Origin of the sequence: Carnobacterium pleistocenium FTR1, from assembly GCF_000744285.1 — a bacterium.
GTDB classification, from domain to species: Bacteria; Bacillota; Bacilli; order Lactobacillales; family Carnobacteriaceae; genus Carnobacterium_B; species Carnobacterium_B pleistocenium.
Genome location: NZ_JQLQ01000002.1, coordinates 2,060,839 through 2,074,296 on the forward strand (window position 1 = coordinate 2,060,839; position 13,458 = coordinate 2,074,296).

Consider the following 13,458-nt stretch of genomic DNA (forward strand, 5'->3'; position numbering starts at 1 on the left):
AATCCATACTATTCATCAAATAACTAATGTTTAGAAATAAAAAGTAGTTCTAAAAACCGCATACAAAAATTTTACTTGACCTCAAAAAAAGCTTACAATAGAAAAGTAACATCTTCAAAAATGAGGAGGAATAATTTATGATGAAAGAAAAATCTTTTGTTTTTCACAATGGCGTTGAGATTCCACATATTGGTTTTGGTACATGGCAGATTCCAAATGAGGAAGCTTATGATGCAGTAACGATGGCTCTTAGAAATGGTTACACTCATATTGATACAGCGCTAGCTTATAAAAATGAAGAAAACGTTGGAAAAGCAATAAAAGATTTTGATTTACCACGTGATGAAATTTTTATTACCAGCAAATTGCCCGCTCAAATTAAAGGTTACGATGAAACTTTAGAAGCTTTCAATACAACTATCACAAATTTAGGCGTAGATTACCTAGATCTTTACCTTATTCATGCTCCTTGGCCTTGGGATGCAATAGGCACTGACCATACTGAAGAAAACATTCAATCTTGGAAAGCTATGGAAAAATTGTACAATGATGGAAAGATTCGCACAATCGGAGTTTCAAACTTTTCCGAATCCGATATTCAAGCTCTTATTGACGCATGCGATATCGTACCTATGGCTAATCAAATTCCATTCTATGTTGGACATAATCAAGAAGACCTTCTTGATTTTTGTAAAAAACACAATATTGTAGTAGAAGCTTACTCACCATTAGCAACAGGTCAAACATTGAATAGCCCAGAAATCAAAGAAATGGCTAAAAAATATAATGTAACTCCAGCACAATTATGTATTCGTTATTGTTTAGAACGTGAAACCTTACCACTTCCAAAATCAACTCATGAAGAAAGAATCATCGAAAACAGTCAATTAGATTTTACCATCTCTCCAGAAGATGTGGAAAAATTAAATGCTGTGGAAGACGTACGCAACTAATTTTATATCATACTCTTTAAGGTACTGCTGAAATTTCGCGGTACTTTTTTTGATATAAATCATTAAAATAACCCGTATTTCCTTTATTTATTAATTTTTCTAATATTTTTATTTTTATATTTCTAATATTATGCTACTCTATTTTTACTAAGCTTATTTAGACCTTTTAGTTTATACATCATACTTCCAAGGTCAAATAAGTGAATAAATCAAAAATAGATAAGGACACGGATTAAATAAACTATCAGTTGTTCCTTTTATTTTATAAGGAGTACATTATGCTATCATCTTTTTCAAAAAATATTCAGACAACATTAGTTACCTCTTTTTTTAGTAGTTTAGTTTATTCTTGTACCATTCCTTATCTTATTATTTATTTAGCCGGTCTATTTAGCCCAGAAACGCTTGGAGTATTGGTTATGATAAATGTTGCCTCTTCATTTTTAGCTGGTATTATTGGTGGTTATTTAGCCGATAATTTCCAACGCAAAAAAATCTTAATGATCTTCCAAAATTTATATGGGGTATCCTTATTTATTGTTGCTTTAAATTTCATGGGCATCCTGCCACATTATTTTTGGTTGATCGGCGGTTATCTTATTTGCGGCATCACCTATAATTTGTATTATTCTGCATTCGATGCCGTCTTGCTCGATTCAACTGTTCCTAGTGAACGAAAAAAAGTCTACCAAATTGAATATTGGTCATTTAATTTATCTATGGCTTTAGGTGCCTCTATAGCTGGTTTTTTGTTTAAGTATTACCTAGTTTATTTATTTTTTGGAGCGGCTCTTTTGCAATTTGCAGTTTCTGCTTTTTTGCAAAAAAAACTCAGTTATAAAAATTCGGTTTCGCATACAAAGGGAAAAACTATTTTTCATGATTTATTTACTAATTACTACATCGCTGCCAAAGACAAGCGTTGGGTTATTTTGGTTTTAGGTATCGCTCTTTATAGCGCCGCTGAATTTTCTTTACAAAACTATACCGGTATTCGTTTATCAAAAGAGTTTGATCCTATCACTCTTTTCTCTGTCAACATTGATGGGGTTAGAATGCTAAGTATCTTGCAAGTAATCAATACTATTATGGTTGTCTTTTTCACTTTTATTGTTTCAAGAATTACAGAGAAAAAAACGGAGCGAACAATTATTATTGTGGGCTTACTTATTTATATTAGTGGATACGGATTGATGGCTTCTGCAAATAGTATTTATCTTTTGATTCCTTTAACAATTTTGGCAACCTTTGGAGAGCTAGCCTCAGCTCCTATTTTAACTGCACGACAAGTTGATTTGATTCCCGAAGATAAACAAGCTTCTTACTTAAGTTTCGGTTCACTTTCTTTTCAAATCTCTCAGCTAATAGCAGCAGTTGGTTTAACCTTAGGCGGCTATCTTACAGCTGGTTTGATCAGCGGATATATCATTATTCTAGGAATTACCGGTATTTATTTTGTTGTTTCAAGCTTATATGATACCAAAAAATCAACTCCTTAAGATGATTCATTTTTTGAAAATTCTATCTTACTGACTTCTCGTTTTTAAAAGGGCTTTTGTTTCACTTTCTTTCTATTAAAAGACTCTTGTTGAACAAAGATACAGCTTAAATAGGATATTAGAAAATTAATTGATCATAAATAATACCTTTCATTTCTAAACTAAATAAGCCTAATGAGAAAGCTGACGAGCTAGTTTGACTAGTTCATCAGCTTTTTCTAGTTTAGAGTGCTATTATTTCTTTATTTTATCTTGAACGATTATAATCGGTTTATGTTCTACTGATTCTTTTCTTATTTAACCATAACTGCAACTTTAACTCTTTAGTCATTTGTAAAATTCTGTATTCTCCATTTACTAATAACTTGTTCATGCCGTTTTCAACTTTATTAATAAGAGCGTTTCAAATGTTTTTCAATCTAGATACATTAGGAAGGAGTTTGAAATTTATGATGGTAATAGCGATTATATTATTGATATTGGTTGGTATTGTGGCATTTTTAAACATGGAAATGACTACTTTGAATCTTTATTTTGCCTCTTTTGATTTCCCACTATGGCTGATTCTCGTTGGTTTTTTATTGATTGGTATGTTGGTAGCAGCATTATTTGCATTATCTAAAGGTGCCCGCAATAGAGAAGTAATCAAAAATAAAAACAAAGAGTTAGACAAAGCTGAAAAATTTAGAGATAACGAAATAGATAGAGTTAAAAAAGAATCAGAAGCTCAATTAGAATTGCAAAAAAAAGAAGCTGAGATCCAAGGTCTTAATTCTCGTTTAGCCTCTTTAGAAAAAAATCAAACGAACCAAAAAAATGAAAAAGTTTCGACGGTACAAACAACAAATGCTAAAAACAATCCATCTGCTAGCAAAGATATTCTGGTAGAAGAATATCATATAGATGGTACTACGACTGACAAATCAAAAAAATAAGATTTCAAGAACGATAAAGTAAAAGAAGCTCTAAAATAAGTATTTCTTATTTAGAGCTTCTTTTTATTCTCTTTTTTAACGTGAATGTTGCCTTCTGTTTCGACATAGATATCTTCTTTTCTAACCGTTTCACTTACTTGTTTTGTATCTTCTACTTCCTTTTTGTTGATAGAAACTTCTTCTTTAACCACTGGGTGTTTTGTTATTTCAATTTGTTCTTCTGAAATAGGAATAATTATTTTATCATCCTCTGCTATGCCATCCGAATTACTGCCATTAGTTAGTTTATGCCGATCAATGACTACTTCTTCGTGTCTAACAGGGACTTCTACTGATTTAGTTTCTTCTACTATGCGTTTTGTTGCTCGGACTTCTCCTGTTTGTACTTCTCTTTTATTTACATCAATTTGTTCTTCTTTCAACTGAATGGTTTCACCAGCTTCCTACTAGTTTTGTTTGGTGTTGTCCAAATCAGCTGACGTTTCAGGTACAGTCGGTTCCATCGTGGTTTGTGAATTTGTCGTTATATCTTTACCAGACATAGGATCTGTATCTAATGGATTCGTTGCATTTTCAGAAGTTTTTGAACTACTTTCATCAATATCTTTTAATTCTCTGTTAACCATAACAATTATATTCCCATTTGCTATGTCTTTTTGGTAAGAGTATAACGGATCATCGTCAGAGCTTGTAGATACAGTATCATCATGTTCACTTGTAGAAAAAGAACCTTTGATTTTTCCCCAAACAGAGCGATCGTCTGTATTATCATTTTTAGACGTTCTATCTGTGACAGCCTCATCGGTAGATACCTCTACATCTGTAGCTGCAGTATTGGAGATTAGATTTCTAGATTCCGTGCTAGAAACCAATGTGATATCATCTTTTTGATAACCCTTTCCTTGTAATTTTTTGACTGCATCAACTGCCTCTTGCGGACTTTCATAACTTCCTACAACATGTCTTTTCATTCTTATTCCTCCTCATGTTATCATTTGAAAAAGTCATTTATGCCTTTATTGTAAGGACTATAAAATCAATACTCAACCGAAAACACTTATAGGTAAAGAAGCATTACTTTTCCTGTTGTTCATCTATTTGTAAACACCAAATTGCAATAACAATACCTAAAGCTAATTGAGCATCCGATTCCTCTTTAACATCTAATACATAAGAATCGCCATAAGAAAACCATTTCTTTTTAAATGAAGCAATTTCACTGAACCCTGCTTTAATTTCATAATCTTCTTCTTCAACATTGCCTTTGATTTTCCAATTCAACTTTTCAATTTCATAATCCGATGCAAAAAAATTATTTTCTCTTTTTACTGTAGCCAACTTTTCTTGTTTTTGATAGATCGCATACTTAGGAGAAAATCCCATTTTTTTCTCTTCAATTGCCAGTATTTCTTGCTCATTATGATCATAGATATGCACCTTATTCCCTATTGAAATAAGTTCATTTTTAATTTTATACACTAATTCATCTTGTTCATTTCGTACAATCAACTGATCTCGCCACGAGAAGCGTTTTTCTTTAATGTAAAGCTTCATTATACAAACACCCACTTTCATTTTATTGAATAGTATTCTCCTTAATTATAATCATCCAGTTGATTGTAAGCTAGTCATAGCTATTTTCTCACTCTTTTTTACTTTCTTTTAGATGATATTCTCATTTAAAGTTCGATATGCTATGATGAACATATCAAAACTTATTGTTAATAGAGGTGAAATCATTTTGAATTTTGAGCAAAATTACACTCAATTACAAAAACAACAATTAACTATGACCCCACAATTGCAACAATCCATTCAAATGCTGCAATACAATCGGAAAGATTTAGTTGATTTTTTAAAACAGAAATCCTTAGAAAATCCTTTTATTTCTATTTCTGTAAAATCGGCACCAAAATCACAAGGAAATTCAACACAAAAATACAATAGCAATCAATCAAGAACTAATCAATCAACTCACGGTTCCGTTTGGGATACATTAGCAACTACCCCTGCAGCTTCTCTTTATGCTGCAGTTATCGATCAAATTCATTTATCCTTTAGAGAAACCTCTTTACGAGATTTAATAATTTGGTTGGCTCAATACCTTGATAATAATGGCTACTTAACGCTTTCTTTAGAAGATGCCGCTAGTAGAACTCAAGCTGATCCGCTTCAATTACTAGATGCACTGACTCTTTTACAACAATTGGAACCTGCTGGCGTAGGCGCTAGAAATTTGCAAGAGTGCTTGATGCTTCAAACAGAACGAAAGGATGAAGCCCCTGATCTTGCCTATCTGATACTCGAAGAAGAATTTGAAGCTTTTGCTAATCGAAAATGGGAACAGATTGGAAAACATTATGCCATATCCTTACGTGAAGTTCAAGAAGTTTCAGATTTTGTCAAGACTCTTACACCACACCCTGGAGCACTTTTTTCAAATACTCCTACTCAGTACATTCGACCGGACTTATCTGTCAAAGTAACCGATGAGCAACAGATCGTGGTTAGTTCTGTAAAATCAGGTCTTCCAGTCATTGTTTTCGAAAAAGAGTATTATGACGAATTAAGCGTCATTAAGGACAAAGAAGTAGCTCTGTTTATAAAAGAAAAGCAATCTGAATATGAGTGGTTAAAAAATACACTTATCCAACGAGAAGATACCATTCTTAAAATTGGTATTGCTATTGTTCATGCACAAAAAGCTTTCTTTTTATCCGAGGATCATCCCATTCAATCTTTAACGCTTAAAACTATTGCTGAAGAGTTGGACATTCATGAATCGACAGTCAGTCGTTCCATTAATGGGAAGTACCTTACAACCGAATTTGGCTTGTTTGAACTAAAGCACTTCTTTACAAATGCTTTATCAACTACTTCAGGAGATCAGGAAGGTATGATCTCTTCTAACCAAATTAAGAAAGAAATCCAACTATTGATTCAAAATGAAGACACTAGAAAACCGCTATCCGATCAAAAAATTGTAGATCTTTTACAAAATAGTGGCATTAAAATTTCAAGACGAACCGTCACAAAATATCGTGAAGCTCTTTTTATTGCCAGCTCTCCAAAACGAAAGCGATTTGACTAAAAAAAGCATGGAATTTATCCACTAGAGGATAGATTCCATGCTTTTTAATTTATTTAATATCAATGAATAGATAAAACTCACTATTGTACTGGTTATTGTAGAAATCAATTGCCCTAAACACCAACTTCATTTCGGCTTGTTCATTTCCGGTTATTACAGTTGCTTCTTCTACAGTCAGTAAAGTTTTAGTTTGTGTAGTTGTAGCGATTTGCTCCATCGTCTCTTGAAGATCAATACTCAAAATCCTTTTGTCATTTTCATCAGTTAAAACGAGATTCGTTTGTTCATCTTCCATCTCGGAACCAATTGTATAAGATGAATCTTCAACCTTGAAATCGATAGCTGAAATTTCATTTGAATCATAGTAAGAGTACGCGACCATTTTATCGTAACCCTCAATTGAAATTAGCTGATTTTCATTCCAATCCAATGTTGCATGATAAGAGTCTTGAGTTAGCTGGTTGCTTACAAAATCGATTCCGTCATATATTGGTTTGAAACCGACCACCTCTTCAAATTGATAGATCAGTTCTTGATCGTAAGGTTCTAGAAATGCTATTTCTTTACTATAGTCCATGCTGGTTAAATAATGAATGGTTTGACTGATTTTAATTTTATCTTCTTTAGGAATATCAGCATTAGGAATGATGCTATTTCCTTCTAACATTTGATTTTTTTCAAGTGTTTCCTTTAGTAAGTTAGTCTGTGATACCCGACTGACTGTAAAAGCATCTACTGGAGGTATCAAGGAAATAATGGAAAGTACGATCAACACTACCGCGACCCACCCATTTTTTCTTATAGGCAAAATACTAAAAATCAATCCTGCAATTACTGCAAATAATCCAAATAAAATGACATAATAGCGACCGTGTGTCAGCCCTGTTTCTTGGATCTTCAAAACGGATGAAATGGTTTGAAATAACACGATTGGGACCAATACTTTCGGAAAAATTTTTCTGAAGAGAACAGCCGATTTAGTCTCTATGTTACTAGCTAAAAGATAAACGACAATGACGGTGATCGAATAAGAAACCAACATTGGCTCTAATAAATTGTTGGTCCAAAAATCACCTGTGATATTCTGTAAAAGGTAGATTAATAAGATAATCGTGAAAATTGCTGTTAACGGAATAATAATATATGAAATCAATAGTTCAAGTACTTTAGGAACGGAAATGTCTTCTTTTATTTGTTCCTGCTTAGCGGTGATTTTTTCAGGCGTTAGAGTGGATTCGTCTTTTTTGCCCACATACAATGGGGTATAGGATAGGAAAAAAATAGGTGAAAAAAGTGAACCAATTAAATTAAAGCTATGCAGATTTACTTTTTCATTTACTGAGAACAATAATTGATCAACAGCTACAATAATCAAACTAATACCTGCGAATAAAACCATCGTAAACAACAAGGTTATAAACAACGCTTTAAACGCAGATAGATAACTTTGATTAAATGTGACCTCATTTTTTATAGTAGGGATCCACATAAACGCAATCGTGAGTATAAAGATAATAATGCCTGTTTTTACATACATTTCAAGATCATAATCAGATGTTGTCCCAATAGTATAATAGTATAGAACGGTCAAAAGAAGTGTTCCGAACATCAATACTACCCGTTGATACATTTTTTCAAAGAAACGTTCATATAGGTGTTGTGCCACCACACTTAAAAATACACCAACAATAAAGCTATACAAATATCTCGTGTAATCATTGGTTTCTTGTTGAATTAGATAAGCATTGAGCCCGGCAATAGCTACTAAAAATATGACAGTAAGTGGATAGCGTCTGATTGCTTGAATAAGTCCTTGAAATTTGTCCTGTATTATCTGTACTAATTTCATGATTGACCCTCCTTTTTAAAAAAATTCTTTAACCTAACTTAATTCTTACTTACTCTTATTATGGAGCCATACTCAATCTTCTGTCAACAATTAGCTGTGCTTTTTAAACATAAAAAGACGGAACATATCCCTTTCTTTTTTTTAATAGTAGCGTTCATTTTTCGTGTTTACCCATCGGTACGTTAATCGGAAAATTGCTCGTTGGCTAAATAACCTTATTTTATTTATCCTATCTATGTATATCTTTGGTAGGAACCTTACTGGACTTTCGACAGCAATCGGCCTGGCTGGAGCTGGAATTACATACGCTTTACGAGAAGTAATCATGAGCATTGCAGGATGGTTTGCGATTTTATTTGGTGATTTTTTTGAAACAGGCGATCGTTTTCTCTTAGGAGGAATCAAAGGCGATGTCGTGGATATCGGTGTACTGCGAACCACCTTAATGGAAATTGGAGAATGGGTAAATGGTGATCAATACACGGGTAGAATCGTTCGTGTTGCAAACAGTTATATCTTTAGCTCGCCCGTATACAACTATACCGCTAATTTCAAGTTTTTATGGGATGAAATCATGATTCCATTGCGCTTTGAAAGTGATATGAAGTTAGCCAAAACTATTTTATTAGAAATAGTGGAAAAGCATACCGGACAATATAACAAAGAAGCTGTTATTGCTTGGGGAAATATGAAGAGACGTTACAAACTAGAAAATGCTTCTTTAGATAGTCAAGTTTTTCTTTCTTTTAAAGACAATTGGGTAGAAATAAACCTCCGGTATGCAGTTGATTACCGAGAACGCCGTATCGTAAAAGAAAATTTTTTTTCGGAAATCCTCCAACGATTTAAACAAGAAGGAGCACGCCTAGAAATAGCAACTGAAACGCTTGAAGTGTTTTCTAGTAGCAGTACGAAAATGAAGTAACTGAAATTATTTTTAACAATTCTAGAAAATTCAGCGTGTCCAGACTGATCTGTTGATAAGTTTGAACGATTTATTAAGGAAGGCAAAATATGATACGAAAAAAAAAATTAATTGATCATATAAAAAAAACCAGGAAATTCCCCAGTCTTTTTTTTATATGATTCATTTATTTAATCTACGTAATCTGTTTGATTTTTATTCAACCATGAGTACAGCATTCCAATCATTAATGCTCCTCCAACATAATTCCCTAGAAAAGCCACGATCAAGTTTACCGTTACAGCACCAAACGTCATACCAGGGACTGTTCCGCCAGAAGCAAAAAAGGCTAATGAAAAAGAAGAAAAATTGGCAATAACGTGTTCAAAGCCTAGATAAGCAAAAATGAAAATGATGAAGATCATCGCAATAATTTTCCCAGCATCATCTTTCATTCGTATCGTACAATAAACGGCTGTATTAACAATAATATTTGCAAAAATACCTTCTGAAAAGACTTGTATAGGCGTTTTAGCTAGTTTTCCGGCTACCGCAGTAAACAGGAAATGGTCGCTTGGCAATGCGTGAAACTTATATGTGAAAGATATAACTAAACTTGCGATAATTCCACCAATTAAGTTAAATAATACACAATAAAATAAAATTGCTAAAGCTTTTTTAGGTTTCAACCACTTTCTTTGCATTGCAATTGTCATGTACATCATATTTGATGTGCCTAATTCTGCATTCATATAAATAATCATAACTAGCGACCAACTAAACATAAATGCGTAAAGCATTTTTCCTAATCCAGGGGCAATCTCTTCGCCTGCTTGTCCAATCATAACCGCAACTGCTGTTCCTAATGTTAAGAATAAACAAGCTAACATTGCACGGACAAAATAACGTGACTTGCTATTATCATATAAGCTTTGCTTTTTCATAACACTTTTTTCAATATTGTACATTAAACCTGTATTTTGTGTTTCCATTACTTTCCTACCACCTTTTTAATTTGTTATCTTTTTAACAATATTACCATTATACTTCATTGAAAAACATTTTTGGGAAGAAATACGTTTTCATGGCTCAATTTTTTAATAAATGTCAAATTTCTTTCACGACTGCCTTTATTTAATAATGGATAAATGAATTATTGACAGAAAAATCATTTAATTGTCAAAAACAAACGACACTAACTAAATCAGTGTCGTTTGTTTGTTTTATTTACTTGTTAACCCCGTTTTACTCCTTCTATGATCCATACATAGTCATTCATTTGTTGGACAGAAGTATTAAATCCTGCTTGATCAAATAAAGTTAGTAACGTTGGAATAAGAGAATAGTATTCTCTTTCTAAATCATCTGCTAATGCGTAGAACTTCTTTTCTTTAGCCTGTTCAATTTTTTGTTCAAGGGCTTCTTGCGATTCAAACATGGTATCTGCAAAAACAACCTTCCCGCCCTCTCCAAGTTCATCAGCATACTTTTTCAAAGAAGTTTCCTTTTCGGTGTCTGTCAAATGATGAAATACATAGGAACTAACAATTGTATCAACCGATTTTGTCGGTTTTGGGTAATGTTGTAAATCACCGTCATAAATAATAACTCCACTTGGTAGTTTCTTTTTAGCTAATTCACGCATTTCTTTAGAAGGTTCTATTGGAAAAACCCATTTACCTGCCAAAATCAATTGCTGAGTCAAATTTCCAGTCCCTATCCCAAATTCCAAAATGTTCATTCCACTTCTTTGAACAATTTCTTCCAAAATACTACTGTATCCTTCAAAAACTGCTTTATATTCAGAATCGTTTCCTTCAACAAAATTATCGTAATCACTTGACCATTCAGTAAAAATACCTAAAAATTCACGTCCCATGATTTTTTATTCTCCTTTGCTATTCATTACAAACGTTAAGGCTTGATCCAAGTCCTCTATTAAATCCTCTACATCTTCTAAACCTACAGACAACCGAACCAATTCATCTTTTATACCTGATTTTAAACGAACTTCTTTCGGGATAGAACCATGGGTCATCAATGCAGGGATTTCAATCAAACTTTCAACTGCTCCCAAGCTTTCAGCTAGCGTAATAAGGTCTAATTTTTCGACAAAGTCTTTCGCTGAGAACCCTTCTTTTAATTCAAATGAAATCATTCCACCAAACCCACTCATTTGCTCTTTAGCAATTGCATGTCCTGGATGACTTTCTAATCCAGGGTAATATACTTTTTCAATACTCGAATGATTGACCAAAAAATGCACGATCTCATGAGCATTTTTTTCATGTTCTTCCATTCTAATGCCTAAAGTTTTGATTCCTCTTTGTAAAATCCAACTATCTTGCGGCCCTAAAATTCCACCAATCGCATTCTGTAGGAAGCCAATTTCATCAGCTAGTTTTTCATTATTTGTTGTCACTAATCCAGCCACAATATCGCTGTGTCCACCTAAATATTTTGAAGCGCTATGAATGACAATATCTGCTCCTAGCGTAAGTGGACGTTGGTGATAAGGTGTAGCAAATGTATTGTCAACAATAACTATTAAGTTAGATTCTTTTGCGATGCTAGCTACAGCCTCAATATCGGTTATCTTTAGTAATGGATTAGTTGGTGTTTCTAAAAAGATGGCTTTCGTTTCTGGACGAATAGCTGGCCCAACCGTGCTTAGATCACTTGTATCTACCGCTGTAAAAGTTATGCCAAGACGAACAAGCACTTTGTTCATTAAGCGGTAAGTTCCGCCATAAACATCATCTCCCACAATAATGTGGTCTCCTTTAGAAAATAAAGACAATACAGTATGAGTACCCGCTGAGCCTGACCCAAAAGCAAATCCTTTTACGCCTTCTTCTAACTCTTTGATTAATTCTTCTACTGCAAAGCGAGTAGGATTTCCAGATCTAGAATACTCATACCCTTTGTGTTTGCCTACTTTTTCTTGTTTGTACGTTGATGTTTGATGAATGGGTACATTTACCGAACCAGTTGCTTCGTCATGACTGATACCACCGTGGATTAACTTTGTTTTCATTTTCATTTTTGACACTCTCCTATTGGTATATTTTTTTACTTAAATAACGCTCACTGCTATCTGGGAAAATTGTAACGATTGTGCTTCCTTCTGGTAACAAACGTGCTTCTCTCAAACAAGCTGCAAATGCTGCTCCACTCGAACTCCCCACAAACAAACCATTTGTTGCTGCTAATTGTTTAACATAGTGAAAGGCTTCTTCATCAGAGATCGTATAGACATGATCGATTAAAGATTCATCTATAAACTTGGGTATAAATTCCATTCCTATCCCTTCCGTTTTATGTCCATGAGCCGTTCCGCCACCTAAAATTGAGCCCTCAGGTTCTACTATGGTTGTACGAATTGCTGGATTTTTTTCTTTTAGATAAGCTGCAGTTCCAATAAAGGTTCCTCCACTGCCTGCCCCAGCTACAAAAGAGTGTATCGCCTGACTAGGTATATCTTTTATAATCTCTGGTCCAAGGGTTTCATAATAAGTTAATGGATTTGCTTGATTTTCAAACTGCATCGGGATGTAACTATTTGTAATGCTTGCAGCCAAAAATCGAGCTTTTTCTATCGCACCGATCATTCCTTTTTCAGTCGGTGTAAAAATCAACTGCGCTCCAAGTGCCTTCATTAATTCTTGTTTTTCTTGACTAAATTTTTCTGGCACTGTAAACATGACTTTCAAACCAAACTCTTGTGCCGCTAAGGCTAAACCAATACCCGTATTTCCCGCAGTAGGTTCAATAATCGTTGTATTTTGATTAATTAGACCTTCATCAAAAGCTGATTTTATTAATTTGACTCCTAATCGATCTTTGATGCTTCCTCCAGGATTGAACATTTCTAATTTTGCATATATTTTGCTATTTTTTGGCAATTCAAATCCCTGTATTTCTAGTAAGGGTGTATCTCCTATCAAATCTTGCGTTTTTCTAAACAACATATTATTTTCTCCTTATCTTCATTCTCACTTTGAAAAATGGACAAAAAAAGTGCATGAGATTTTACACTCATGCACAAATCATCTAATTTAATTTAGTTTCTTCCAATCAAAACCATTCTCGATACACCTAATCATTGACTACTTTTTTCGTAGCAGTCCATAGAGGATAACAAATAGTTAGGTTCACAAAAAAGAAGAAAGCCTATTAAAAGATGAAACTTGTCGACATGAGTGGCCTATACAACATAAACAACAA

At 33.6% G+C, this 13,458-nt stretch carries 13 protein-coding genes; 5 read left to right on the forward strand and 8 right to left on the reverse strand.

The window, feature by feature from the left end; genetic code table 11:
* Positions 1 to 137 precede the first annotated feature (137 nt).
* The 3 genes from BP17_RS10055 (at position 138) to BP17_RS10065 (ending at position 3,387) form a co-directional block, all read left to right on the forward strand.
* Positions 138 to 953 (forward strand): aldo/keto reductase, encoded by an 816-nt coding sequence (locus BP17_RS10055; RefSeq protein WP_035054048.1) that lies wholly within the window; start codon positions 138 to 140, stop codon positions 951 to 953.
* Between the two features lie 278 nt (positions 954 to 1,231).
* On the forward strand, positions 1,232 to 2,452 hold the full coding sequence (locus BP17_RS10060; RefSeq protein ID WP_035054050.1) for an MFS transporter: 1,221 nt from the start codon (positions 1,232 to 1,234) through the stop codon (positions 2,450 to 2,452).
* A 449-nt stretch (positions 2,453 to 2,901) separates the two neighbouring features.
* Positions 2,902 to 3,387 carry a LapA family protein gene (locus BP17_RS10065; protein ID WP_035054052.1) on the forward strand — a complete coding sequence of 162 codons (486 nt, stop codon included), beginning with the start codon at positions 2,902 to 2,904 and terminating at the stop codon, positions 3,385 to 3,387.
* Positions 3,388 to 3,437: 50 nt separating this feature from the next.
* On the opposite strand, the gene BP17_RS10070 is transcribed toward BP17_RS10065, so the two are convergent.
* The 3 genes from BP17_RS10070 to BP17_RS10075 form a co-directional block, all read right to left on the reverse strand.
* Positions 3,438 to 3,809, reverse strand: coding sequence for a YsnF/AvaK domain-containing protein (locus BP17_RS10070; protein ID WP_051910521.1), 372 nt, complete (start codon positions 3,807 to 3,809; stop codon positions 3,438 to 3,440).
* Between the two features lie 24 nt (positions 3,810 to 3,833).
* A complete protein-coding gene (locus BP17_RS13145; RefSeq protein WP_051910522.1) occupies positions 3,834 to 4,358 on the reverse strand; it encodes a general stress protein in 525 nt (174 codons plus the stop codon).
* 103 nt (positions 4,359 to 4,461) lie between these two features.
* Positions 4,462 to 4,941: an LURP-one-related/scramblase family protein gene (locus BP17_RS10075; protein ID WP_035055424.1), complete on the reverse strand. Its 480-nt coding sequence runs from the start codon at positions 4,939 to 4,941 to the stop codon at positions 4,462 to 4,464.
* Between the two features lie 187 nt (positions 4,942 to 5,128).
* On the opposite strand from BP17_RS10075, the gene rpoN reads away from it, so the two are divergent.
* A complete protein-coding gene (rpoN, locus tag BP17_RS10080) occupies positions 5,129 to 6,478 on the forward strand; it encodes an RNA polymerase factor sigma-54 (RefSeq protein WP_035054054.1) in 1,350 nt (449 codons plus the stop codon).
* A 49-nt stretch (positions 6,479 to 6,527) separates the two neighbouring features.
* Here rpoN and BP17_RS10085 read toward each other — a convergent pair whose 3' ends face one another.
* Positions 6,528 to 8,327 (reverse strand): DUF4153 domain-containing protein, encoded by a 1,800-nt coding sequence (locus tag BP17_RS10085; protein WP_035054056.1) that lies wholly within the window; start codon positions 8,325 to 8,327, stop codon positions 6,528 to 6,530.
* Between the two features lie 325 nt (positions 8,328 to 8,652).
* Here BP17_RS10085 and BP17_RS10090 point away from each other — a divergent pair, with 325 nt between their 5' ends.
* Positions 8,653 to 9,252 (forward strand): mechanosensitive ion channel domain-containing protein, encoded by a 600-nt coding sequence (locus BP17_RS10090; RefSeq protein ID WP_051910523.1) that lies wholly within the window; start codon positions 8,653 to 8,655, stop codon positions 9,250 to 9,252.
* Positions 9,253 to 9,422: 170 nt separating this feature from the next.
* Here BP17_RS10090 and BP17_RS10095 read toward each other — a convergent pair whose 3' ends face one another.
* The 4 genes from BP17_RS10095 to BP17_RS10110 all read right to left on the reverse strand — a co-directional run bounded on the left by BP17_RS10095 (position 9,423) and on the right by BP17_RS10110 (position 13,202).
* The gene (locus tag BP17_RS10095) at positions 9,423 to 10,223 is read right to left on the reverse strand and encodes a formate/nitrite transporter family protein (RefSeq protein ID WP_035054058.1); all 801 of its coding nucleotides are present in this window, start codon (positions 10,221 to 10,223) and stop codon (positions 9,423 to 9,425) included.
* Between the two features lie 242 nt (positions 10,224 to 10,465).
* Complete coding sequence (locus tag BP17_RS10100) at positions 10,466 to 11,110, reverse strand: class I SAM-dependent methyltransferase (protein WP_035054060.1); 645 nt, start codon at positions 11,108 to 11,110, stop codon at positions 10,466 to 10,468.
* 6 nt (positions 11,111 to 11,116) lie between these two features.
* Positions 11,117 to 12,274, reverse strand: coding sequence for a cystathionine gamma-synthase (locus BP17_RS10105; RefSeq protein ID WP_035054063.1), 1,158 nt, complete (start codon positions 12,272 to 12,274; stop codon positions 11,117 to 11,119).
* Positions 12,275 to 12,287: 13 nt separating this feature from the next.
* Entirely contained in the window at positions 12,288 to 13,202 is a 915-nt protein-coding gene (locus BP17_RS10110; protein ID WP_035054065.1) for a PLP-dependent cysteine synthase family protein, read from the reverse strand.
* Between the last annotated feature and the right edge of the window lie 256 nt (positions 13,203 to 13,458).